The organism is Gandjariella thermophila, assembly GCF_005405885.1.
Classification (GTDB): Bacteria; Actinomycetota; Actinomycetes; order Mycobacteriales; family Pseudonocardiaceae; genus Gandjariella; species Gandjariella thermophila.
This window is the reverse complement of record NZ_BJFL01000024.1, coordinates 71,219-94,822: the sequence shown is the minus strand read 5'-3', so window position 1 is coordinate 94,822 and position 23,604 is coordinate 71,219. Positions and strand designations below refer to the sequence as shown.

Genomic DNA, 23,604 nt, shown 5'->3' with positions numbered 1-23,604 from the left:
CTACGGCCAGCCTGGACCCCGACACCTTCTGCGCGCCTGCCCCCAGCAAGCCGGAAGCCGGGCAAAACAAGGGCTGCCCCACGCACCATCAAGGCTTGACCGGCCCCACCCCTTCATGGATGACCTGCGCTTTCCGAGACGAGAATCGTTGGCAGCAGTCGGCGGGTGCGGATCCTGGCGTGGGCTGGACCGCAGCGTGGCTTCGACTCCCGTACCCCGGAGGGTTCGAACCTGTGCGCCTCGACCAGGCATTTTGGACTGCAGCGATATATCGCTACCGTCGGATGGTGAGCTTGACCTGCAAAAACGCTTGACCAATTGAGTGCCCCCGGCAGGATTCGAACCTGCGCTCCCGCCTCCGGAGGGCGGTGCTCTATCCCCTGAGCTACGGGGGCCCTGGTTCACCCGATGTCCGGGCGACGGGATGAAGCTTAGCAGCCCGGTAGGACCGTGTTGACATACCCCTCGCGGGCGGGCCGCGGCGGGCGGGCCCATCATGCCGGAACGGCCAGGTTGCACTCATGCGCATGTGACTATACGTTGGCGGGGTCGGCGGCGAAACAGGCACGGAGCGGAAGGGGCGGCCAGGTGCGGAGGAAGGCCTGATGGGGCACGGTCACGGGCATGGCGTTCCGGGGGACCGCGCCGCCAGTGCGTCGGCTCGCCACGTCGGCCGGCTGTGGGCGGCGCTGGGTCTCGGCGTCGCGGTGCTGGCGATCGAGGCGATCGTCGGGCTGGCCACGTCCTCGCTGGCGCTGCTCTCCGACGCCGCGCACCTGCTGACCGACGTGCTCGGGCTCGCCATGGCGCTCGCCGCCGTGGTGTTCGCCCGGCGTGCCGGCACCGGGCCGAACCGCACGTTCGGGGTGTACCGGGCCGAGGTGCTGGCCGCGCTGGCCAACGCGGTGCTGCTGTTCGGCGTGGCCGGCTACGTGATCGTGACCGCGGCCGAGCGGTTCGCCCGGCCGACGGAGGTGCCGGGCCTGCCGGTGCTGGCCACCGCGCTGGTCGGGGTGCTGGCCAACCTGGCGTCGTTCCTGATGCTCCGCCGGGGCGCCGAGGAGAGCCTGAACCTGCGCGGCGCCTACCTGGAGGTGCTCTCCGACCTGGTGGGCTCGCTCGGCGTGGTGGCAAGCGGTGCGGTCACGCTGGCGTTCGGCTGGCGGTACGCCGACCCGATCGTCGGCGTGGCGATCGGCCTGTGGGTGCTGCCGCGCACCTGGCAGCTCGCCCGGCACGCGCTGCGGATCCTGTTCCAGCACGCGCCCGAGCGGCTGGACGTGCACGCGCTGGCCGGTGACCTGGGCCGGGTGGACGGCGTGGCCGAGGTGCACGACCTGCACGTGTGGACGCTGACCCCGGGCATGGAGGTGGCCTCGGCGCATCTCACCGTGCCCCCTGGGGTGGACCAGGACTGCGTGCTGCGGGCCGCGCAGCGGCTGCTCGCCGAGCGGTACCGCATCGAGCATGCGACGCTGCAGGTGGAGTCGCGGGACACGGCGGCCCGCTGCCGGGAACTGTCCTGGTAGCTCATACCGGTTCGGGCGTCGCGCCGGTGCGGAAGCTCTCCCGTACCTCCCGCACGCCGAACGGCCAGGTGCGTTCCACTCGCGCCCACACCAGGAACGCCAGCACGCCCAGCACCAGCCACCCCAGCGACAGCAGGATCTGCTGGCCGCCGGACGAGACGTACACATAGGCCCAACCGGCCAGCGCGACCAGGCAGGGCAGCGGATACAGCCACTGCCGGTACGGGCGCACCAGGTCGGGTTGCCGGCGGCGCAGCACGATCAGCGCGACCACCTGTGCCACGGACTGCACGATGACGAAGACCGCGGTCAACATGCTGATCACCGCCTGCAGCGGGAACAGCGAGCCGATCGCCGTGATCACGCCCATGGCCAGCAACGCGACGTGCGGGAAGTGCAGCCGCGGGTGCAGCCGGCCGAACCACGGCAGGAACAGCCGGTCCCGCGCCGCCTCATACGGCACCCGGGACCCGCCGAGCAGGCCGGCGAACACTGAGGCGAACGCGGTCACCACGATGAACACGGTGAGCACCCGGGCGGCGGCCACCCCCCAGGACCGCTCCACCACCAGCGACGCGACCGAGCTGGACTTGGCGACCTCCTGCCACGGCACCGCGCCCAGCACGCCGAGCTGGAGCAGCAGGTAGAGCACCATGATCCCGAGAATGGCCAGCCCGATGGACCGGGGCAGCGTCCGGCCCGGGTCGCGCACCTCCGCGCCGAGGTACGCGCTGGTGTTGTAGCCGAGGTAGTCGTAGATCGCGATGACCAGGCCGGCGCCCAGCCCGGTCCAGAACGGCCCGCCGAGCGCGAACGCGCCGGCCGGGTAGCCGAACGCCAGGTCGGCGTGGAAGTGTGCGTACGCGGCCACGATCACGGCGACCGCGGAGACCAGCATCACCACGAAGAACACCGTGGTCATCCGGCCGATCTCGGCGATCTTCCGGTACAGCAGCAGCACGACCAGTGCGACCACGCCGATGCCGATCGCGTGGCCCAGCACGGTCGCCTGCCCGCTCGCGTCCACCACCCCGGGCACCAGGTAGCCGAGGTAGGACACCAGGCCGATCACGCCGGTGGACATGATCAGCGGGATGAACAGCATCGCCGTCCAGGCGAACAGGAACGGCATGAGCCGCCCGGTGCGGTACTGGAACGCCTCGCGGAGGTAGACGTAGGTACCGCCGGCGCCGGGCATCGCGGCGCCCAACTCGGCCCACACCAGGCCGTCCGCCATGGCCAGCAGCGCGCCCACCAGCCACCCGAACACCGCCTGCGGGCCGCCCATGGTGGCGACCATCGCCGGGATGGTGACGAACGGGCCGATCCCGCACATCTGGGTCATGTTGATCGCCGTCGCCTGGATCGGACCGATGCGGCGCTCCAGCCGGGCCGAGCCGGGCTGCGCGGGGCCTGCGGAGTGTGGGGACACGGCCGTACCGCCCTTCCTATGTTAGGAAAGCTTCCTAACATAGGAAGGGCGGTAGCGGAATACTCCGCACGTAGACTCCGGTGCGCACGAGGTGAAGGCAGGCTGAGGGTGACGGTGGGGAAGGCGCCACAGGTCGGGACACCGGCGGGCATGCGGGAACTGAACCAGCGTGCCGTGCTGCATCGGCTGCGGACCGGCGGCCCGGCCACCCGCCCGCAGGTCGCCAGGGACACCGGGCTGTCCAAGCCGACCGTCGGGCAGGCCCTCTCCGATCTGGAGCGCCGGGGGCTGGTGCGCCCGGCCGGACGGTCCTCGGCCGGGCCTGGCCGGGCGGCCGTGGTCTACGAGGCGAACCCGGCGGCCGGGCACGTGCTCGGCGTGGACATCGGCCGCGAGCGGATCAGGCTAGCCGTGGCCGATCTCGCCGGCACCGTGGTGGGCCGGCTCACCGAGCGCAACCGCTGCCGCTCGGCGGCCGCGCTGGTGCGCACCGTGCGGGAGTTCGCCGAGCGCACCCTCGACAGGGCCGGCCTCCGGCCGCAGGACGTGGTGTCCACCGTGGTGGGCAGCCCGGGCGTGCCGGACACCAGCGGCCGGGTGCTGCACCACGCGCCGAACCTGCCCGGCTGGGGGCGCCGTGGCCTGCTGGACGAGTTGGAGGCGGTGCTCGGTCCGGGGCTGGTGGTGGAGAACGACGCGAACCTCACCGCGGTCGGCGAGCGGGAGGCCGGCGCGGCCCGCGGTGTGGACGTGTTCGCCTGCATCACCGTGGGGACCGGCATCGGCATGGGCATCGTGGTCAACGGGCGGCTGTTCCGCGGTGGCCATGGCGCCGCCGGCGAGGTCGGCTACCTGCCTTACGGGTGGCCGGCCACCGGGCTACCCGGCGCCGACTCCGGGCCGCCACCGCAGGGCATGCTCGAGTCCGCGGCCGCGGCCCGGTCCGTGGTGGCGCTGGCCGCGGCCAACGGGCTGACCCGGGTGCGCACCGCACGGGAGGTCTTCCGGCTGGCCAGGGCCGGCGAGCCGGCCGCGCTGCGGGCCGTGGAGGAGGAGGCGGCGCGGCTGGCTTTCGTGGTCGCCTCGGTGGCCGCCGTGCTGGACCCGGAACTGGTCGTGCTCGGCGGCGGTATCGGCAGCAACACCGACCTGCTCCAGGAACCACTGGAACGGGCGCTGCGCCGGAGCACCCCGTTCGCGCCCCGCATCGTGCCGGGTGAGCTGGGTGCGGACGCGGTGCTGGTGGGCGCCATCGCCACCGCGTTGGGCACCGCGCGTGATCTCGTCTTCGACCGTCCAGACAACGGGAATTGAGCCATTCGGAGTAATTCACAGGGTGGCGACGAACACGCAACGCTAGGTAATCGCGAATGTCCCCGTAGCGTTTCACCCGATTGTGCTAAGTCCATCGGAGGGTTCTGTGGCTTAGCGTTACCAGCACCTCCACCTGGAGGGTGTTGTGTCCTTCCGTTGTTAGGGGAGCCGGGAGGGGGACATTCCCCTTCCGGTGCACGGGGCAGGTGCCGCGCCCGCAACCACCTGCCCCGTGTGCAACGGAACCCGATCGAAACGTCCGTCGCGCGACGAGTGCGCGAGCCACGGCACGCGGACTCGTCGGGCGGCGGGAGCGCCCAGCCGCCAGCACCCCGGCCCGGTCAGGTGATCTTCCGGTGCACGTTCGGTTTGGTGGACGGGCCGGTGTGGTGCTCCGCGATCCACGGGCCCGGGATCGACGGGTCCAGCACCCCGTCCTCCAGCCAGGTGTACCGGCCGGCCAGCACGTTGCGGGCCAGCCGTGAATCGTTGCCGTCGGTGTTCGTCCACAGCCGGTCGAACAGCTCGTTCACCCGTAGCCGGGCCTGCTGGCAGAACGCGTCGGCCAGCTCGTAGGCGGTGCCGCCCCGCTCGGCGTCCCCGGCGCGGATCCGTTCGGCCTGGACGCAGCTCGCGCTCATCGCGAACAGCTCCGCGCCGATGTCCACCACCCGGCCGAGGAAGCCCTGCTTGCGCTCCAGCTTGGCCTGCCAGCGCGACATGGCGTAGAAGGTCTGCCTGGCCAGCCGGCGGCTGGCCCGCTCGACGAAGCGTAGGTGGGTGTCCAGCGGCCCGAACTCCGCGTACCACCGGGGCACCTGCCCGGCGCCGACCACCAGGCCGGGCAGCCATTTCGCGTAGAAACCGCCCGCCTTCGTCGCGGCGCGGGCCTTGCGGCGCAGGTCGGCCTCGGGCTCGATGAGGTCACCGGCGACGGCGAGGTGCGCGTCCACCGCCTCGCGGGCGATCAGCAGCCGCATGATCTCGCTGGAGCCCTCGAAGATCCGGTTGATCCGCAGGTCGCGGAGCATCTGCTCGGCCGGCACCCCGCGCTCGCCCCGCGCGGCCAGCGAGGCGGCCGTCTCGTAGCCCCGGCCGCCGCGGATCTGCACCAGCTCGTCGGCCACCCGCCAGGCCATCTCCGACCCGTACAGCTTGGCCAGCGCCGCCTCGATCCGGATGTCGTGGCTTCCCGCGTCGGCCAGCTCACCGGACAGGTCGAGCACCGCCTCCAGCGCGAACGCCGTCGCGGCGATGTAGGCGACCTTGCTGGACACCGCCTCGTGCTCGCCGACCGGCCGGCCCCACTGCACCCGCTCCGCGGACCACTCGCGGGCGACCTTCAGACACCACTTGGCGGCCCCGGCGCACATCGCGGGCAGCGCCAGCCGGCCGGTGTTCAGCGTGGTCAGGGCGATCCGCAGGCCGTGGCCCTCCTCGCCGATCCGGTTCTCCACCGGCACCCGGACCTGGTCGAACCTGGTCACCCCGTTCTCGATGCCGCGCAGGCCCATGAACGCGTTGCGGTTCTCCACGGTGATCCCGGGGGAGTCCGCCTCGACGACGAACGTGGTGATACCGCCGCGGTGGCCGTCACCGCGGGGCACCCGGGCCATCACCACCAGCAGGTCGGCGATCACGCCGTTGGTGGTCCACAACTTGACGCCGTCGATGAGGTAGGCCTTGCCGTCGTCGGTGGGCGTCGCGGTGGCCGACAGCCGCGCCGGGTCACTGCCCACGTCCGGCTCGGTGAGCAGGAAGGCGCTGATGTCGGTGCGCGCGCAGCGGGGCAGGTACTTCTGCTTCTGCTCCTCGGTGCCGGCCAGCTTCAGCGGCTCGGGCACCCCGATGGACTGGTGCGCGGACAGCAGCGCGCCCAGCGACGGGTGGGCCGAGGCGGCCAGCATCAGGGCGCGGTTGTAGTCGACCTGCGACAGCCCCAGGCCGCCGTACGACTCGTCGATCTTCATGCCGAGCGCGCCGAGTTCCTTCAGACCCCGGAACACCTCGTCCGGGATCCGGCTCTCCCGCTCGATGCGCTCGCCGTCCACCTCGGTCTCACAGAACTTGCGCAGCCTGCGGAGGAACTCCGCGCCCTTGCCGCGCGACTCCTCGTCGCCACCCTGCGGGAACGGGTGCACCAGGTCGAGCCGGAACCGGCCGAGGAAGAGTTCCTTGCCGAAACTCGGCCGCCGCCACGCCGTCTCCCTGGCGGCCTCGGCGACCTGCCTGGCCTCGCGCTCGGTGACCTCGCCGCCGGTTCGCGCTGCACGGCCCGCGTCGGGGGGCTCGCCACCCCGGGCCGGATCTGCTGCGGTCATCGCTGACCCCCTTAGACGTCGGGGCATCAACGCTAATACCGGCGGGTAACTTTTGCAGGTCGAGTCACTCGGCCGGCGGTACCGGCGGGATCTACTGACAGCCTGTTCCGGAGCCGGACTGATCTGCGACGCTGATTTTGGGAGGGCGCCGGGGCGAAGCCCCAGTGATCGTGGGGTGGGGCGAGCCACCAGGCCGAACAGCGGCATGCCCGGTCACTGTGAGCCCCGGCGACACGATCGCGGCGCGCGTTCTCAGAACAGGCGCGGACAGGGCCTACTGCGGGGGCAGCGGTGTCGCACCCCGCTCGGCGAGGAGCTGGCGGATCGTGGCGGCCTCGTTGCTCTGCGCCCGCACGATGTTGTCGGCCAGCGTGCGCACCGCGGGCACGCTGGCGTGCTGGGCGGCGTACTGGGCCATCGGCGTGCCGCCCTCGTGGTGCCGCAACATGAGCTGCAGGAAGTAGACGTCGAACTCCTGCCCGGACAGCGAGCGCAGCCGGCCCAACTCGTCCTCGCTGGCCATGCCCGGCATGTGGTCGCTGTCCGCGACCGCGCCCGTGGAAGGGGCGGGCGCGCCGTGCTGGTGCACGCTCGCCGCGCCCGTCATCCAGGCCAGGTGGGTGCCCGGGTTCTGCTCGGGCTGGCCCCACAGCATCAACCAGCCCGCCATCCGGCCGACCTGCTCGAGCTGGGTGGACTCGATGTCGAAGGCCAGCTGCTTGATCTCCGAGTTGGTGGTCTTCTCCCTGGCGGTGTTGGCCATCTGCACCGCCTGCTGGTGGTGCAGGGCCATGTCCTGGGCGAAGCCGACGTCCACCGAGTTCGCCGGGGGCACGTCGCCGCCGGAGCGGGGCAGCCCGATCAGCAGCCCGGTGGCCGCGCCGAGCAGCAGCACGGCGAGCACGGCCGCTGCGACCACCGCGGTGCGCACCCACTGCGGGGTACCCGGCGGTTCCTCCGGCTCGCCCGGATCGGTGGGCTCGCCCGGCTCCGTCGCCGGGTCGGCAGTCGCCCCGGCAGCCTGGCCAGCGGCGGGGTCGGCGGCGGGCTCGGCAGGGCGGTCACCGGCCATTGTTGGCCTCCTGCCCGCCGCTCATCGGCACCGCGTCCGGACCGGACCGGGACGGGTCGAACGGTGGCGGGTTGTCCGGATCGAACTGGCCGGGGCCGAGCGCGTCGCAGGAGGCACCGATCTCCGGGGTGGTGTACCGGTTCTGCCGCAGCGACTGGACGAACTCGTCCAGCCGAGGGTCGGTGGCGCTGTCCAGCTTGAGCTGGTGCCCCCAGGACTGCACGGAGATCGGCCGGTCCAGCCCGGGATAGGGCGACAGCATGGTGAACTGCTGGCCGGCGACCTTCTGTTTGAGTGTGTCCAGCGCCGCCCCGGTGACCTGGTCCGGGTTGTAGGCGATCCACACCGCACCGTGCTCCAGTGCGTGCACCATGTTCTCGTTGCGCACCGCGGTCCGGTACACGGTGCCGGTGCATGCCGCCCAGTTGCCGTCGTGCGGGCCGCCGAACGGCGGGCTGGCGTCGTAGGCCACCCGCTGGGCGGCGGTGACGTGCTTGCCGGCCGGGTAGTCCCGTTTCACCACGCCGGGGATCTGGGTGGACGGGTCCTTGTTGGTCTCCGACGGGAGCCACCTGGCCATTGCCGCCTGCTTCGCGTTCTTCGCGGAGAGCTGGGTGTAGGCGTAGCCGAACACCCCGCCGGCCAGGGCGAGCACCGCCAGCACCGCGATCACCATGCCCCACGGCCGCTGCCTGCCGGTGAGCGCGGAGGCGGACGACCGCGCCCGGCGTCCCGCGCCCGCCGCGCGCTGCTTGCCTCTGGTCTGTCTGCCGCCGGCCATGCCCGTCTCGGTCTCCCGTCGCCGCCATCCGCCCGGGGGTCGCCCGAACGGGGGTCAGTGTAAGGAGAGCGTGTCTGCTGCCGGTCAAGCTCGCGGCCGGCCCGCCGAGGCGGCGGGCAGCACCGCCGAGGCACTCTTTCCCGCCGAGGCGGCGGGGAGCGGGGAGCACCGCCGAAGTAACACCGCTGGGCACCCCGGTGTCCCACCCTCCGGGAACATTAACCCGCTCGGGATCAGCGCATACGCATCCCTAGACTTCAACGAGTGACCCCCGCCGCGCTCGCTGACCTGGTTCGTGCCACCGCCGTCGACGTGCTGTCCGCCCGAGGGCTGGACACCGCCGCGCTGCCGGACGCGGTGACGGTCGAGCGACCCCGCAATCCCGAGCACGGCGACTACGCGACCAACCTGGCCCTGCAGAGCGCCAAGCGGCTCGGCGTGGCCCCGCGCGAGCTGGCCGGCTGGCTGGCGGAGGCGCTGGCCGCCCAGGACGCCATCGCCGAGGCCGAGGTGGCCGGGCCGGGCTTCCTCAACCTGCGGCTGGCCGCCGACGCCCAGGGCGCCATCGTGCGTGAGGTGCTGGCCGCCGGCGACGGCTACGGGCGCGGCGACGAGTTGGCCGGCCGCCGGATCAACCTGGAGTTCGTCTCCGCGAACCCGACCGGCCCGATCCACATCGGCGGCACCCGCTGGGCCGCGGTCGGCGACGCGCTCGGCCGCATTCTCGCCGCCCGCGGCGCCGCGGTGACCAGGGAGTACTACTTCAACGACGCGGGGGCGCAGATCGACCGGTTCGTCCGGTCGCTGGTCGCCGCGGCCGAGGGCAAGCCCGCGCCGGAGGACGGCTACGCCGGGGACTACGTCGCCGACATCGCCGCCGAGGTGCTGCGCCGCGAGCCGGACGTGCTCTCCCGCCCGGCCGGCGAGCAGCACGAGGTGTTCCGCCGGGTCGGCGTCGGCCTGATGTTCGACCACATCAAGCAGACGCTGCACGACTTCCGCACCGACTTCGACGTGTACTTCCACGAGGACTCGCTGCACACCTCGGGCGCCGTGGACGCCGCCGTCGAGGAACTGAAGGCCTCCGGCAACCTGTACTTCCACGAGGGCGCGTGGTGGCTGCGCTCCACCGAGTTCGGCGACGACAAGGACCGGCCGGTGATCAAGAGCGACGGCCAGCCCGCCTACATCGCCGGGGATATCGCCTACTTCAAGGACAAGCGGGCCCGCGGCTTCGACCTGTGTATCTACATGCTCGGCGCGGACCATCACGGCTACATCGGCCGGCTCAAGGCGGCGGCGGCCGCGCTGGGTGACGACCCGAACACCGTCGAGGTGCTGATCGGTCAGATGGTGAACCTGGTGCGGGACGGCAGGCCGGTGCGGATGAGCAAGCGGGCCGGCACCGTGATCACCCTGGACGACCTGGTGGAGGCCGTCGGCGTGGACGCGGCCCGCTACGCGCTGGTCCGGTCCAGCGTGGATGCCACCCTGGACATCGACCTGGACCTGTGGAGCAGGCGCACGAACGAGAACCCGGTGTTCTACGTGCAGTACGCGCACGCCCGGCTGGCCTCGCTGCTGCGCAACGCCGCCGAGTTGGGTGTCGAGGTGCCCACGGCCGCCGGCGGCGTCGACTACGGGCTGCTCACCCACGACCGGGAGGGCGACCTGATCCGCACCATCGGCGAGTACCCGAGGGTGGTCGGCACCGCGGCCGAGCTGCGCGAGCCGCACCGGGTGGCCCGCTACCTGGAGGAGCTGGCCAGCGCCTACCACAAGTTCTACGACTCCTGCCGGGTGCTGCCGCAGGGCGACGAGGAGGCGACGCCGCTGACCGCCGCGCGGCTCGCGCTGTGCGCGGCCGCCAGGCAGGTGCTGGCCAACGGGCTGGGCCTGCTCGGGGTCGGCGCGCCGGAACGGATGTAGCACCATGCGAGCCCACCCCGCCGGACCCCGGCACGCCGACGTGATCCTGCCGAGCAACACCGCCGGCCCCCGACCGTCCACACCGGACGAGCTGGACGCGCTGCACCCCCACGTGTGGCCGCGCAACTGCCAGCGCGCCGCGGACGGCGTGGTCCGCTTCGCCGGGGCGGATGTGCGCGAGCTGGCCGAGCGGTACGGCACCCCGCTGTTCGTCATGGACGAGGACGACTTCCGCGCCCGCTGCCGGGAGTACGCCGAGGCGTTCGGCGACCCGGCGCTGGTGCACTACGCGTCCAAGGCGTTCCTCTCCGTGGCCGTGGCCCGCTGGGTGCACGAGGAGGGGCTGAGCCTGGACGTGTGCAGCGGCGGTGAGCTGGCCGTCGCGCTGCGCGCCGGTTTCCCCGCCGAGCGGATCGCCATGCACGGCAACAACAAGTCGCTGGCCGAGCTGTCCGCCGCGCTGGACGCCGGGGTCGGCGCGATCGTGCTCGACTCGTTCCTGGAGATCGCCCGGCTGGACCAGCTCGCCAGGGACCGCGGCGTCCGGCAGCCGGTGATGGTGCGGGTCACCGTCGGCGTCGAGGCGCACACCCACGAGTTCATCGCCACCGCGCACGAGGACCAGAAGTTCGGGTTCTCCCTGGCCTCCGGGGACGCCGCCGAGGCGGTGCGCCGGGTGCTCAAGGCGGAGGGGCTGCGGCTGGTCGGCCTGCACAGCCACATCGGCTCGCAGATCTTCGACACGGACGGCTTCGAGGTGGCCGCGCACCGGGTGATCGGGCTGCTGGCCAGCCTGCGGGAGGAGTACGGCGACGCCCTCGCCGAGGTGTCCACCGTGGACCTCGGCGGCGGGCTGGGCGTCGCCTACACCGCGGACGACGACCCGCTGCCGCCCGCGCAGCTCGCCGAGCAGCTGCACGCCATCGTCGGCAAGGAGTGCGCCCAGGCCGGCCTGCCGGTGCCGGCGATCGCGGTGGAACCGGGCCGGGCCATCGCCGGCCCCGGCACGGTCACCGTGTACGAGGTGGGCACCGTCAAGGAGGTCGCGCTCGGCCACGGCCTGCGCCGCACCTACGTCAGCGTGGACGGCGGGATGAGCGACAACATCCGCAGCGCGCTGTACAGCGCCGTCTACGACTGCCGGCTGGTCTCGCGGTCCACAGAGGACGGTGTGGGTGCGGCGCTGTGCCGGGTGGTCGGCAAGCACTGCGAGTCCGGCGACGTGCTGGTGCAGGACTGCTGGCTGCCGGCCGACATCGCCCCCGGCGACCTGCTCGCGGTACCGGTGACCGGCGCCTACTGCTACTCGATGGCCAGCGGCTACAACCGGCTGCCCCGGCCGGCGGTGGTCGCGGTCCGCGACGGCCAGTCGCGGCTGCTGCTGCGCCGGGAGACCGAGGACGACCTGTTCCGGCTGGAGTGTCCATGACGGTGTCACGCACGAAACCCGTGAGGGTGGCCCTGCTGGGCTGCGGCACGGTGGGTTCCGAGGTGGCCAGGCTGCTGCACGAGCAGGCAGACGACCTGGCCGCGCGGGTGGGCGCGCCGGTCGAGCTGGCCGGCATCGCGGTGCGCCGGCCGAACCGGCACCGGGACGTGCCGGCCGACCTGCTCACCACCGACGTCGACGGGCTGGTCACCGACGACGGCGTGGACGTCGTCGTCGAGGTGATCGGCGGCATCGAGCCGACCAGGACGCTGCTGCTCAAGGCGCTGTCCGCGGGCCGGTCCGTGGTCACCGCGAACAAGGCGCTGCTCGCCGAGTGCGGCGCGGAACTGTTCGCCGCGGCCGACGCGTCCGGCGCGGACCTCTACTTCGAGGCGGCGGTGGCCGGCGCGATCCCGCTGCTGCGACCGCTGCGCGAGTCGCTGGCCGGGGACCGGATCACCCGGGTCATGGGCATCGTCAACGGCACCACCAACTACATCCTGTCCGCGATGGACGCCACCGGCGCCGCGTACGGCGAGACGCTGGACGAGGCCACCCGGCTCGGCTACGCCGAGGCCGACCCGACCGCGGACGTGGACGGCTACGACGCCGCGTCCAAGGCCGCCATCCTCGCCTCGCTGGCCTTCCACACCCGGGTCACCTCGGCGGACGTGCACCGGGAGGGCATCGCCGGGATCACCGCAGCGGACGTGGCCGCGGCCAGGGCGCTGGGTCGCACGGTGAAGCTGCTGGCCATCTGCGAGCGGGTGACCGAGAACGGCGAGGAGTCGGTGTCCGTCCGCGTGCACCCGGCGATGATCCCGCGCAGCCACCCGCTGGCCGGCGTCGGCGGCGCGTTCAACGCGGTGTTCGTCGAGGCGGAGGCGGCTGGGCAGCTGATGTTCTACGGGCAGGGCGCCGGCGGCGCGCCCACCGCCAGCGCGGTGCTGGGCGACCTGGTCGCGGTGGCTCGCAACCGGGTGGTCGGCGGGCGCGGGCCGCGCGAGTCCGCCTACGCCGACCTGCCGGTGCGGCCGATGGGCGAGGCCCGCACCCGGTATCACGTCAGCCTGGACGTCGCCGACCGGCCCGGCGTGCTCGCCCAGGTGGCCGCGGTGTTCGCCGAGCACGACGTGAGCATCGCCGCGGTGCGCCAGGAGGGGCGGTCCGCCGACGCCAGCCTGGTGATCGTCACGCACACCGCGCCCGACGCGGCGCTGCGGTCCACGGTGGACAAGATCGCCGGGCTGCCGATCGTGCGCGAGGTGGTGAGTGTGATGCGGGTGGAGGGAGCGGAACCGTGAGCCAGGTACGGGCCGAGGCGGCCGTCCGGCCCGGCTGGCCGGGCATCATCCACGTCTACCGGGATCGGCTGCCGTTCACCGCCGACGTCGAGGTGGTGACACTTCAGGAGGGTGGCACCCCGCTGGTCGAGGCGCGGCATCTGAGCGAGCTGACCGGCTGCCGCGTGCTGCTCAAGGTGGAGGGCGCCAATCCCACCGGGTCGTTCAAGGACCGTGGCATGACCACCGCCATCACCCACGCGCTGGCCGCCGGGTCCAGGGCGGTGATCTGCGCGTCCACCGGCAACACGTCGGCGTCGGCCGCGGCCTACGCCGCCAGGGCCGGGTTGACCTGCGCGGTGCTGGTGCCGCGCGGCAAGATCGCCATGGGCAAGCTGGCCCAGGCGGTGGTGCACGGCTGCCGCATCCTGCAGATCGACGGCAACTTCGACGACTGCCTGGAACTGGCCCGTAAGACCGCGGCCGGCTACCCGATCACCCTGGTCAACTCGGTCAACCCGATCCGGATCGAGGGGCAGAAGACCGCCGCGTTCGAGGTGTGCGACGTGCTCGGCCGCGCCCCGGACGTGCACGTCCTGCCGGTCGGCAACGCGGGCAACATCACCGCCTACTGGAAGGGCTACACCGAGTACCTCTCCGACGGCGTGATCGACTCCGCGCCGCGGATGTTCGGCATCCAGGCCGCCGGCGCCGCGCCGCTGGTGCACGGCGCGCCGGTGTCCCACCCGGAGACCATCGCCACCGCGATCCGGATCGGCAGCCCGGCCTCGTGGGGGACCGCGGTGGCCGCCAGGGACGCCTCCGACGGCCTGTTCGAGGCGGTCACCGACGAGCAGATCCTGGCCGCGTACCGGTTGCTGGCCAGCCGGGAGGGCGTGTTCGTGGAGCCGGCGTCCGCGGCGAGCGTCGCCGGCCTGCTGCTCGCCGCCGCGGACGGCCGGCTGCCGGCCGGTTCGCTGGTGGTCTGCACGGTGACCGGGCACGGCCTGAAGGACCCGGCCACCGCGCTGGACGGCATGGTCGAGGTCGAGCCGCTGCCGGTCGACCCGAACGCGGTGGCCAGCGCGCTGGAGCTGGTGTGATCCGCGGCGCCGTGGTCGTTACCGGCCCCCGCCCGGCCGGTCCGCCGGTGTGCCGGTACGGCACGCCGGGGGGCATGTGGCCAATAACACACCCAACCGTCGGGGTGTGCGGATGACCGGCGTGGTGCACCGGTGCGTGTGGGTGCGCGTGCCCGCGTCCACCGCCAACCTCGGCTCGGGTTTTGACGCGCTGGGCATGGCGCTGGCCCGCCACGACGAGGTCGAGGTCGAGGTCACCGGCGGCGGGCTGACCGTGGAGGTGACCGGTGAGGGCGCCGGGCGGGTGCCGCTGGACGAGAAACACCTGGTCGTGCGCGCCCTGCGGGCCGCGTGCGAGGCGACCGGGGCGCGCCCCGCAGGCCTGGCGCTGCGCTGCCACAACACCATCCCCCACTCGCGGGGACTTGGTTCCTCGGCGGCGGCCGCGGTGGCCGGCGTGGTCGCCGGGTACGCGCTGGCCGGCCGCGACCCGGATGACGAGGCGCTGCAGCTCGCCGCCGGCTTCGAGGGGCACGCGGACAACGCCGCTGCAAGCCTGCTCGGCGGCCTGGTGGTGGCCTGGTCGGAGGCGGCCGACGGGATTGGCACCGGGGTCCGGAAGCGCTTTCACGCCACCCGGCTGGAGCCGCACCCCGATCTCGCGCCAGTCGTGTACGTGCCGGCCACCGAGTCGGCCACGCCGGTCACCCGCGGCCTGCTGCCCGATCAGGTGCCGCACGCCGACGCGGCGTTCGCCGCGAGCCGTGCCGCGCTCGCCGTGCACGCCCTCACCCAGCGGCCCGACCTGCTGCTTCCGGCAACCGAGGACCGGCTGCACCAGAGCTATCGGGAACCGGCGTGGCCGGAGACGATCCGGCTGGTGGCGGCGTTGCGGGCGGCCGGGGTGCCGGCCGCGGTGTCCGGTGCGGGCCCCACCGTGCTCGCGCTGCCCCCGGACGGCGAGCCGCCCGCCGCGGTCGCGGCCGACGGGTTCACCGTGCACCGGCTGCCCGTCGACCGGGAGGGGGTCCGGGTCCAGCCGATAGGCTGATCATATCCTGGGCCGGCGGCCATTCCGTGCCCGAGCACGGGAACAAACACGAGGTCGGCGGGGTTGTTCCAGGTGCGGCGTGACGAAGCCGGTTGTTGCACCAGGCACCGGCGCCGTCTACGCTCGGAACAGATCAGTCACCGCGCGCACGGGCGCCCGGTGCCGTTCCTGGGGAATCCTCCCGGGTCGCATCTCCTGCTGAGAGCCGACTCCGCGCCGTCAGGGCGGGGCCGACGCTGGCGGGCACCCGATCGCCGCGGTGGCCGACCGTCTCGTGTCGGCGGTTCCCGTCGTATCAGCTTCATATCTCGCCGGAGATCCGCCAACCTGGGCGAAGAACGCCGTTCCGCGTCCCGTCGGACGGCAGTCCGCTGGTCCGCGTAGGAGGCGTGGACCGGTAAGGAAGGACATGCGTGAGCAATACCGATCTACTGAGCAGCGACGCGGTGCCCGCCGCCGATCGCGCTGATCAGACTGGCAGTGACCAGCCTGAGTCATCGCGTACCGAGTCGAGCGGCGAAGCGCCACAGCCCCGCCCCGACGCCGAGGAGAACGCGCTGACCACCCAGTCCAACGGCGGCTCGCCGCGCCGGCGTGCCGGACTGTCCGGCATGGTGCTCGCCGAGCTGCGGGAGCTCGCCAGCCAGCTCGGCATCACCGGAACCGCGGGTATGCGCAAGGGCGACCTCATCGCCGCGATCAAGGAGCGGCAGGGCGGTACCTCCGGTCGGGGCAACGCCGCGACGCCGCCGAAGGCCGCCGAGGCCGCCGAGGCGCAGAGCAGTGCCCCCGCGCCTACCGCCACGGCGACCGTCGACCCGGCGGAGCGGCCCGCCCACCAGCTCGAACTGGGCGGTGACCAGCCGTCCCGCGGCGGTGCCGCGCAGGCCAGCGGCGAGGCCGCCAGCACCGAGCGGCCGGCGGAGAAGCCGCAGCAGGCCGGCGGGGAGCGGGCCGGCGACGACCGGGGCTCCGAGCAGCGTGGGGACAAGCCCGGCGGGGAGAAGCCGCAGGGCGAGGACGGCGGCCGCCGTGGTGGCCGCCGGCGCCGCTCGGCCAACCGGCCGGCCGGCGGCCCGGACGCCGACCAGGGCGACGGTCAGAGCGGCGGCCAGGGCGGCGCCGAGGGCAACCAGGGCAACCGCGGCGAGAGCAACCGCCAGGGTGGCGAGCGCCAGCAGCAGAACGACCGCCAGCAGGGCAACCGCCAGGGCAACGGCGACGACGAGGAGGAGGGCGGCCGCAGGCGCGGTCGCCGGTTCCGGGACCGCCGGCGCCGCGGAGGCCGCGGCGAGGGCGGCGGCGACACCGAGATCCGCGAGGACGACGTGTTGCTGCCCGTCGCGGGCATCCTCGACGTCCTGGAGAACTACGCGTTCGTGCGCACCTCCGGCTACCTGGCCGGGCCGAACGACGTCTACGTCTCGCTGTCGCTGGTCCGCAAGTACGGGCTGCGCCGGGGCGACACGATCACCGGTGTGGTCCGCCAGCCCCGCGAGGGCGAGCAGCAGCGGCAGAAGTTCAACCCGCTGGTCCGGGTGGACACGGTGAACGGCCTGGAGCCGGAGGCGGCCAAGAGCCGTCCCGAGTTCCACAAGCTGACCCCGCTGTACCCGAACGAGCGGCTGCGGCTGGAGACCGACCCGAACGGGCTGACCACCCGGGTCATCGACCTGGTCATGCCGGTCGGCAAGGGGCAGCGGGCGCTGATCGTCTCCCCGCCGAAGGCCGGCAAGACCTCGGTGCTCCAGGCCATCGCCAACGGCGTGACCAGGAACAACCCCGAGTGCTACCTGATGGTCGTGCTGGTGGACGAGCGGCCGGAAGAGGTCACCGACATGCAGCGGTCGGTGAAGGGCGAGATCATCGCCTCCACCTTCGACCGCCCGCCGTCGGACCACACCACGGTCGCCGAGCTGTCCATCGAGCGAGCCAAGCGGCTGGTCGAGATGGGGCACGACGTGGTCGTGCTGCTCGACTCGATCACCCGGCTCGGCCGGGCCTACAACCTGGCCGCACCGGCGTCCGGCCGGATTCTCTCCGGTGGTGTGGACTCCACCGCGCTGTACCCGCCGAAGCGGTTCCTCGGCGCGGCCCGCAACATCGAGAACGGCGGTTCGCTGACCATCTTCGCCACCGCGCTGGTGGAGACCGGGTCCACGATGGACACGGTGATCTTCGAGGAGTTCAAGGGCACCGGCAACGCCGAGCTCAAGCTGGACCGCAAGATCGCCGACAAGCGGGTGTTCCCCGCGGTCGACGTCGACCAGTCCGGCACCCGTAAGGAGGAGCTGCTGCTCTCCCCGGACGAGTTGGCGGTGACCCACAAGCTCCGCCGGGTGCTGCACGCGCTGGACAGCCAGCAGGCCATCGACCTGCTGCTGGACCGGCTGCGCAAGACGCGCACCAACATCGAGTTCCTGATGCAGGTGGCCAAGACCACCCCGGGACCGAACAACAACGGCGGCAGCGAGGAGTAGCGCCGACGCGGATGGGCCCCGCCGAGCACCGGTGGGGCCCATCCGCGCGTGAGCAGCGGCTACCGGCGCACGGCGAGGTACGGCGGCTCGTCCGTCACCGGCTCCGGCCGGTCGCGGTAGCGGACGACCATCGCGCCGACGAGTGCCAGCGCGCCGAGGCCGACCACCACCGCCGGCACGACCGGCAGCCGCACCCCGTCCACGGCCACCCCGCCGAGCAGCACGGCCAGCGGGTACAGCCGGCGCACCCAGCGCCACGGTCGGCCGCCGCCCGGCCAGGACACCGCGTCGCCGGTGGCGAAGGTCACCGCGGCGGCCGCACCGCACAGCGTGCCGGACAGCTGCAGCGGCTCCCGGACGGCGCCGGTGACCAGCACACCCAGGCCGGTGAGGCCCAGCACGCCGGCCACGAACAGCAGCGGCACGGCGAACCACATCAGCGCCGGCACCCGGCGCGCCAGGCACAGCACGGGCCCAGTGTCGTTTGCGTCATCACCGCTACCGTTCGGTAACGAAAGCGGAGCGGCGGGCGGGTCCTTTCCCGCGCCGGAAGGTTCGTTTCGCGCGCCGGACGGCAGCCGGCAAGCACCCGCGGGCCGCCTGCGGCGCCGTCGGGCGGGCACGGAACAATCGGAAACCGGACGCGTTCCTGCCGGCGGCGACGCATCTGGCACACTGGATGGTCGAGTCCGGCACCGGTTCACCCCGCAGGCAAGGCTCGGGGACCCGGCGGCCACGAGGAGAGGACGACACACGGTGAAGAGCGGTATCCACCCCGACTACGTGGTCACCGAGGTGACCTGCGGCTGCGGCAACACGTTCACCACCCGCAGCACCAAGAAGACCGGCGTGATCCACGTCGAGGTCTGCTCGAACTGCCACCCCTTCTACACCGGCAAGCAGAAGATTCTGGACACCGGTGGCCGGGTGGCCCGGTTCGAGGCGCGTTACGGCAGGCGCCCCAAGAAGAACAAGTAGCGGCGTAGGGCGGAGCGAGTACTCGCCCCGGCGGCGCCCGACCGGTCGCGCACGGCGCCGGTTCGGGCGCCGCCGCCTTTTTCGGTACCGTCGTCGTGAATCCCTATCGGAGCACCCGTGACCCGTCCCGCCCCTGACTCGCTCGACACGCTGCTCGCCGAGCACGCCGAGCTGGAAAGCAGGCTCGCCGACCCGGCGATCCACGCCGACCAGGGCCTCGCGCGCCGGCTCGGCCGCCGTTACGCCGAGCTCAGCCCGATCGCCCGCGCCGCGCGCGAGCTGGACGAGGTCCGCGCCGACCTGGCCGCGGCCCGGGAACTCGCCGAGGAGGACCCGGCCTTCGCCGCCGAGGCCACCGCGCTGGCCGAGAAGATCCCGCCGCTCGAGCGGCGGCTCACCGAGCTGCTGCTGCCGCGCGACCCGCACGACGCCTCGGACGTGGTCATGGAGATCAAGTCTGGCGAGGGCGGCGAGGAGTCGGCGCTGTTCGCCGGCGACCTGCTGCGCATGTACCTGCGCTACGCCGAACGCCGCGGCTGGCAGGCCGAGGTGCTCGACGCCACCGAGTCCGGGCTGGGCGGGTACAAGGACGTCACGCTGGCCGTGAAGGGCAGACCGGACGGGCCCGAGGGGGTGTGGGCCCGGCTGAAGTTCGAGGGCGGCGTGCACCGGGTGCAGCGGGTGCCGGTGACCGAGTCGCAGGGCCGCATCCACACCTCCGCCGCCGGCGTGCTGGTCTACCCGGAGCCGGACGAGGTCGAGGTCGACGTGGACGAGAAGGACCTGCGTATCGACGTGTTCCGGTCCTCCGGCCACGGCGGGCAGAGCGTGAACACCACCGACTCCGCGGTGCGCATCACCCACCTGCCCACCGGCATCGTGGTGTCCTGCCAGAACGAGCGCAGCCAGTTGCAGAACCGGGCCAGGGCGATGCACGTGCTGCGGGCCCGGTTGCAGGCGCTGGCCGAGGAGGAGGCGGCCCGGCAGGCCGCGGACGCGCGGCGCAGCCAGGTCCGCACGGTGGACCGCTCGGAGCGGGTGCGCACCTACAACTTCCCAGAGAACCGGATCTCCGACCACCGGGTCAACTACAAGGCGTACAACCTCGACCAGGTGCTCGACGGGGACCTGGACGGCGTGCTGGAGGCGCTGATCGCCGCGGACCGGGCGGACCGGCTGGCCACCGCCGGTACCGCCGGGAGCTGACGGCCGGTGGCTGGCGCGGAGGCGCAACCACTGCGCGCGGCGGTGCGCGAGGCCGAGCGGGTGCTCGCCGATGCCGGGGTGGCCAGCCCCCGCGCGGACGCCGAGCTGCTCGCCGCGCACGTGCTCGGCGTGCCACGCACCCGGCTGCCGCTGGTCACCGAGATCGACCCGGTCGCCGCGGACGAGCTGCGCCGGCTGGTCCGCCGCCGCGCCGAGCGGGTGCCGCTGCAGCACCTCACCGGCTGGGCCGCCATGGGCGGCATCTGCGTGGCCGTCGGCCCCGGGGTGTTCGTGCCCCGCCCGGAGACGGAGCTGCTGTTCGCCTGGGGGCTGGCCGAGCTGCAGGGTGTGCGCCGGCCGGTGGTGGTGGACCTGTGCACTGGATCGGGGGTGCTCGGCCTGGCGGTGGCCAACGCCCGGCCGGACGCCGAGGTGCACGCCGTGGAGCGGGACCCGGCCGCGCTGGCCTGGGCCCGGCGCAATGCCAACATCCGGGCCGCCGCCGGCGACTCCCGGATCCGGCTGCACGCCGGCGACGTGGCCGATCCCGACCTGCTCGCCGACCTGGCCGGCATGGTCGACCTGCTGCTGTGCAACCCGCCGTACGTGCCGGAGGGCACCGCGGTGCCGCCCGAGGTCGCCGAGCACGACCCGGAGCACGCGGTGTTCGCCGGAGACGGCGGCCTCGCGGTGATCCGCGACGTGGTCGACCGCGCGGCCCGGCTGCTGCGGCCCGGCGGCGCGGTGGGCATCGAGCACGACGACGGCCACGGCGAGGCGGTGCCGGCGCTGCTCGCCAGCCACGGCGCCTTCACCGAGGTCACCGACCACGCCGATCTGGCCGGCCGGCCCCGGTTCGCCACCGCGCACCTGCGGCGCACCCAGACCCCGCATTCAGCGGGCTGAACGGCCGTCTCGGGAGCCCGCAAACCCCCGTTCAGCCCGCTCAATGCGGGGGTGCCAGGATCTATGCCCGTGAGCACGATGTACGACTGCAGCCGCAACGACACCCGGGAGGCCGGCCTGGCCGCGGCCGCCGGCGCGGTGCGTTCCGGTGGTCTCGTGGTGCTGCCGACCGACACGGTGTACGGGATCGGCTGTGACGCCTTCGACGCGAACGCGGTGCGCTCGCTGCTGGCCGCCAAGGGGCGCGGGCCGGACATGCCAGTGCCGGTGCTGGTCGGCTCCTGGTCCACCGTGGACGGCCTGACCATGTCGGTACCCAGCCGGGCCCGGTCGCTGATCGAGGCGTTCTGGCCGGGTGGGCTGTCCATCGTGCTGGCGCACGCGCCGTCGTTGGCGTGGGACCTCGGCGAGACCCGGGGCACCGTGATGCTGCGCATGCCGCTGCACCCGGTCGCGCTGGAACTGCTCCGCGAGGTCGGCCCGATGGCGGTGTCCAGCGCGAACCGGTCCGGCCATCCGCCGGCGACCACCGCCGGCGAGGCGCGGGAGCAACTCGGCGACCTGGTAACCGTCTACCTGGACGGCGGTCCCTCCGGCGACCGGGTGCCGTCCACCATCGTCGACCTCACCGGGGCGAAGCCGGTGGTGCTGCGCGAGGGAGAGGTGAGCACCGCGGCGCTGGCCGAGGTGCTCGGCACCGAGCTCGAGGTGGCGCGCTAGCCGGAGTAACCGCGCGGTAGCGTTGGGCACACCGACGCGACCGGGACGCGTGCGCTGCTCTCCGGTGCCACGGCCCTGGCGGCACGATCGCGGTCGCGGGAGATCGCGGAAATTGGAGTCAACGCGAAGTGAGCAGCCCGTTCCGGGAGATGGCCGGCATGGCCGTACGGTCGAACGCCCGCGCGGCGCGCCTCCGATCGGACCAGGGGCGCGCCTGACATGGTGGGCCCTGGCATGGTGGGCCCCGCGCCCACCTCGGTTCCGGGCGCCCCGGGCGGCCTGCTCCCGGTCCGCGAGTACCTGCTCGTCCTCCTGATCTCCGCAACGGTGACCTTCCTGCTCACCGGGCTGATCCGGCTGCTGGCCATCCGGGTCGGCGCGGTGGCCTATCCCCGGCAGCGGGACGTGCACGTGGCCCCGATGCCCCGGATGGGCGGCGTCGCCATGTACGGCGGGGTGGTCTGCGGCACCCTGCTGGCGCACCAGCTTCCGGTGCTGCGCAACGCGTTCACCTTCTCCTGGGACCCGGTCGCGGTGCTGGTGGCCGGCGCGGTGATCACCCTGATAGGCGCGCTGGACGACCGGTTCGAACTGGACTCGCTGACCAAGTTCGCCGGGCAGACCACCGCGGCCGGCATCCTGGTGCTCTTCGGCCTGCAGTGGTTCATGTTCTGGGTGCCCTGGGCGGGGCAGAACGGCAGCTTGGGCTCGGTGCTCGTGCTGGACCAGAACCAGGGCGCGCTGATCACCGTGCTGCTGGTGGTCACCATGGTGAACGCGATGAACTTCGTCGACGGCCTGGACGGGCTGGCCGCCGGCATCGGGCTGATCTCGGCCAGCGCCACCCTGGCCTTCTCGCTCGGCCTGCTCGGCGACACCGGCGGCGACGTGAACGCCTACCCGCCGGCGCTGATCGCGGCCACCCTGGCCGGGGCGTGCCTGGGCTTCCTGCCGCACAACTTCCAGCCGGCCCGGCTGTTCATGGGCGACTCCGGGTCGATGCTCATCGGGCTGATGCTGGCCGCGGCCAGCACCTCGGCGTCCGGCCGGCTCAGCTACGTCGGCTACGGCCCGCGCGACCTGCTCGCCCTGCTCTCCCCGCTGCTGGTGGCCGCCGCCGTGCTGTTCGTCCCGATGCTGGACCTGATGCTCGCCGTGGTGCGACGGACCCGGAAGGGGCTCAGCCCCTTCGCGGCGGACAAGATGCACCTGCACCACCGGCTGCTGGAACTCGGCCACTCGCAGCGGCGCGCGGTGCTGCTGATCTACCTGTGGGCCGGGGTGCTCGCCTTCGGCGCGGTGGCGCTGACCCTGTTCACCGACGTCACCGTGGTCGGCTGGGTGGTCGGCATCGGCCTCGGCCTGGCGCTGCTGGTGTCGCTGATCCCCCGGCTGAGGACCTGATCGGTGTGCGGCGCGTGGCGGTGGTCACACCAGGCGTGTGTGCGGACTCACAACGACGGAACCGCGAGTACGCCAGGTCGCGGCACCCGTGCAGCCGCCGCGCCCGGCCCGCGGACTCGCGGAGTAGTCCGGTCGCGCCGAGCGGCTACCTCGGGGGTAATCGACGCCGGGTTCGTCCGTTTGTGACGCTGTCCGCGAACATCGCGAGGTCCCTGTCGCGGTGACCGCATGACCATGTACGTTATGTCCGGAAGCACGCCGTACCCCGCGCAAGAGCCCGCAGGTCAGGCCCTTGTGAAGGGGTGCAACTACCCTGTGGTAGCGTCCGCGGCATCCCCGCAATGGACCGCGGGGATGCCGGCCCGCGCCGGTGGGAGGTTCGGGTACGTCTCGTACCTTCGCCGACGTATCGACCGACAAGGAGCAGCGCTTGAATGATCGACGCGCGTTGGTAGCCCCCTGGTAGGCCGGTCGTGGCGCAAAAACCACCGAGCCCGGTCCAGTTGATCGGTTTGGGATCGGCCGTCGTGGTTCTGGTCGTCGGGTGCTCGGTCCTTGGCTGGTTCATTGACGGCCGCGCCCATACCTCTCCAGTTTTTGTGTTCGTGGGGCTCGCGGTGGGTATTGCCTCCGCCTGCCTCTACTCGTACGTACAGTTCCGGAAGTTCCTGTAGACATCGAGGGGCA

At 72.8% G+C, this 23,604-nt stretch carries 19 protein-coding genes and 1 tRNA gene; 14 read left to right on the top strand and 6 right to left on the bottom strand.

The window, feature by feature from the left end:
* Window positions 1–323: 323 nt before the first annotated feature.
* Window positions 324–395 (bottom strand) — tRNA-Arg (locus tag FFT21_RS20210).
* Window positions 396–605: 210 nt separating this feature from the next.
* Here FFT21_RS20210 and FFT21_RS20205 point away from each other — a divergent pair.
* Window positions 606–1,529 carry a cation diffusion facilitator family transporter gene (locus FFT21_RS20205; protein ID WP_137815472.1) on the top strand — a complete coding sequence of 308 codons (924 nt, stop codon included), beginning with the start codon at window positions 606–608 and terminating at the stop codon, window positions 1,527–1,529.
* Window position 1,530: 1 nt separating this feature from the next.
* On the opposite strand, the gene FFT21_RS20200 is transcribed toward FFT21_RS20205, so the two are convergent.
* A complete protein-coding gene (locus FFT21_RS20200) occupies window positions 1,531–2,961 on the bottom strand; it encodes an APC family permease (protein WP_225978580.1) in 1,431 nt (476 codons plus the stop codon).
* Between the two features lie 150 nt (window positions 2,962–3,111).
* Between FFT21_RS20200 and FFT21_RS20195 the strand changes: the two genes are divergently transcribed.
* Complete coding sequence (locus FFT21_RS20195) at window positions 3,112–4,275, top strand: ROK family transcriptional regulator (protein ID WP_137815487.1); 1,164 nt, start codon at window positions 3,112–3,114, stop codon at window positions 4,273–4,275.
* Window positions 4,276–4,616: 341 nt separating this feature from the next.
* Here the strand turns inward: FFT21_RS20195 and FFT21_RS20190 are convergent, their stop codons facing one another.
* The 3 genes from FFT21_RS20190 to FFT21_RS20180 form a co-directional block, all read right to left on the bottom strand.
* On the bottom strand, window positions 4,617–6,596 hold the full coding sequence (locus FFT21_RS20190; protein ID WP_137815471.1) for an acyl-CoA dehydrogenase family protein: 1,980 nt from the start codon (window positions 6,594–6,596) through the stop codon (window positions 4,617–4,619).
* Between the two features lie 274 nt (window positions 6,597–6,870).
* Complete coding sequence (locus tag FFT21_RS20185; RefSeq protein WP_137815470.1) at window positions 6,871–7,668, bottom strand: DUF305 domain-containing protein; 798 nt, start codon at window positions 7,666–7,668, stop codon at window positions 6,871–6,873.
* Window positions 7,658–8,449: a thioredoxin-like domain-containing protein gene (locus tag FFT21_RS20180; protein ID WP_137815469.1), complete on the bottom strand. Its 792-nt coding sequence runs from the start codon at window positions 8,447–8,449 to the stop codon at window positions 7,658–7,660. The genes FFT21_RS20185 and FFT21_RS20180 overlap by 11 nt, the downstream gene beginning before the upstream one ends.
* 264 nt (window positions 8,450–8,713) lie before the next feature.
* Between FFT21_RS20180 and argS the strand changes: the two genes are divergently transcribed.
* The 6 genes from argS to rho all read left to right on the top strand — a co-directional run bounded on the left by argS (window position 8,714) and on the right by rho (window position 17,703).
* Complete coding sequence (gene argS, locus FFT21_RS20175; protein ID WP_137815468.1) at window positions 8,714–10,378, top strand: arginine--tRNA ligase; 1,665 nt, start codon at window positions 8,714–8,716, stop codon at window positions 10,376–10,378.
* A 4-nt stretch (window positions 10,379–10,382) separates the two neighbouring features.
* Complete coding sequence (gene lysA, locus FFT21_RS20170; protein WP_137815467.1) at window positions 10,383–11,807, top strand: diaminopimelate decarboxylase; 1,425 nt, start codon at window positions 10,383–10,385, stop codon at window positions 11,805–11,807.
* The gene (locus FFT21_RS20165; RefSeq protein WP_137815466.1) at window positions 11,804–13,111 is read left to right on the top strand and encodes a homoserine dehydrogenase; all 1,308 of its coding nucleotides are present in this window, start codon (window positions 11,804–11,806) and stop codon (window positions 13,109–13,111) included. Before lysA ends, FFT21_RS20165 begins: the two co-directional genes overlap by 4 nt.
* Entirely contained in the window at window positions 13,108–14,193 is a 1,086-nt protein-coding gene (gene thrC, locus FFT21_RS20160) for a threonine synthase (protein WP_137815465.1), read from the top strand. The genes FFT21_RS20165 and thrC overlap by 4 nt, the downstream gene beginning before the upstream one ends.
* A 112-nt stretch (window positions 14,194–14,305) precedes the next feature.
* Complete coding sequence (thrB, locus tag FFT21_RS20155) at window positions 14,306–15,223, top strand: homoserine kinase (RefSeq protein WP_137815464.1); 918 nt, start codon at window positions 14,306–14,308, stop codon at window positions 15,221–15,223.
* Window positions 15,224–15,636: 413 nt separating this feature from the next.
* A complete protein-coding gene (gene rho / locus FFT21_RS20150; RefSeq protein WP_371856841.1) occupies window positions 15,637–17,703 on the top strand; it encodes a transcription termination factor Rho in 2,067 nt (688 codons plus the stop codon).
* A gap of 59 nt (window positions 17,704–17,762) precedes the next feature.
* Here rho and FFT21_RS20145 read toward each other — a convergent pair whose 3' ends face one another.
* A complete protein-coding gene (locus FFT21_RS20145; RefSeq protein ID WP_137815463.1) occupies window positions 17,763–18,173 on the bottom strand; it encodes a hypothetical protein in 411 nt (136 codons plus the stop codon).
* Window positions 18,174–18,459: 286 nt separating this feature from the next.
* Here FFT21_RS20145 and rpmE point away from each other — a divergent pair, with 286 nt between their 5' ends.
* From rpmE to FFT21_RS30745, 6 genes are all read left to right on the top strand, one after another.
* Window positions 18,460–18,681: a 50S ribosomal protein L31 gene (rpmE, locus tag FFT21_RS20140; protein ID WP_137815462.1), complete on the top strand. Its 222-nt coding sequence runs from the start codon at window positions 18,460–18,462 to the stop codon at window positions 18,679–18,681.
* 117 nt (window positions 18,682–18,798) lie between these two features.
* Complete coding sequence (gene prfA, locus FFT21_RS20135) at window positions 18,799–19,887, top strand: peptide chain release factor 1 (RefSeq protein WP_137815461.1); 1,089 nt, start codon at window positions 18,799–18,801, stop codon at window positions 19,885–19,887.
* 6 nt (window positions 19,888–19,893) lie between these two features.
* Window positions 19,894–20,793, top strand: a complete 900-nt coding sequence (gene prmC / locus FFT21_RS20130; protein WP_225978579.1) for a peptide chain release factor N(5)-glutamine methyltransferase — start codon at window positions 19,894–19,896, stop codon at window positions 20,791–20,793.
* A gap of 69 nt (window positions 20,794–20,862) precedes the next feature.
* Entirely contained in the window at window positions 20,863–21,513 is a 651-nt protein-coding gene (locus FFT21_RS20125; protein ID WP_137815460.1) for an L-threonylcarbamoyladenylate synthase, read from the top strand.
* A 234-nt stretch (window positions 21,514–21,747) separates the two neighbouring features.
* Window positions 21,748–22,917, top strand: a complete 1,170-nt coding sequence (locus FFT21_RS20120) for a glycosyltransferase family 4 protein (protein WP_225978578.1) — start codon at window positions 21,748–21,750, stop codon at window positions 22,915–22,917.
* A gap of 473 nt (window positions 22,918–23,390) precedes the next feature.
* Window positions 23,391–23,591: an AtpZ/AtpI family protein gene (locus FFT21_RS30745; RefSeq protein WP_137815458.1), complete on the top strand. Its 201-nt coding sequence runs from the start codon at window positions 23,391–23,393 to the stop codon at window positions 23,589–23,591.
* Window positions 23,592–23,604 lie beyond the last annotated feature (13 nt).

Bases quoted from the DNA above. Each gene is read 5' to 3' on its own strand.
- FFT21_RS20205 (WP_137815472.1), top strand. From the start codon at position 606: ATGGGGCACGGTCACGGGCATGGCGTTCCGGGGGACCGCGCCGCCAGT.
- FFT21_RS20195 (WP_137815487.1), top strand. From the start codon at position 3,112: ATGCGGGAACTGAACCAGCGTGCCGTGCTGCATCGGCTGCGGACCGGC.
- FFT21_RS20190 (WP_137815471.1), bottom strand. From the start codon at position 6,596: ATGACCGCAGCAGATCCGGCCCGGGGTGGCGAGCCCCCCGACGCGGGC.
- FFT21_RS20185 (WP_137815470.1), bottom strand. From the start codon at position 7,668: ATGGCCGGTGACCGCCCTGCCGAGCCCGCCGCCGACCCCGCCGCTGGC.
- FFT21_RS20180 (WP_137815469.1), bottom strand. From the start codon at position 8,449: ATGGCCGGCGGCAGACAGACCAGAGGCAAGCAGCGCGCGGCGGGCGCG.
- lysA (WP_137815467.1), top strand. From the start codon at position 10,383: ATGCGAGCCCACCCCGCCGGACCCCGGCACGCCGACGTGATCCTGCCG.
- FFT21_RS20165 (WP_137815466.1), top strand. From the start codon at position 11,804: ATGACGGTGTCACGCACGAAACCCGTGAGGGTGGCCCTGCTGGGCTGC.
- thrB (WP_137815464.1), top strand. From the start codon at position 14,306: ATGACCGGCGTGGTGCACCGGTGCGTGTGGGTGCGCGTGCCCGCGTCC.
- FFT21_RS20120 (WP_225978578.1), top strand. From the start codon at position 21,748: ATGGTGGGCCCCGCGCCCACCTCGGTTCCGGGCGCCCCGGGCGGCCTG.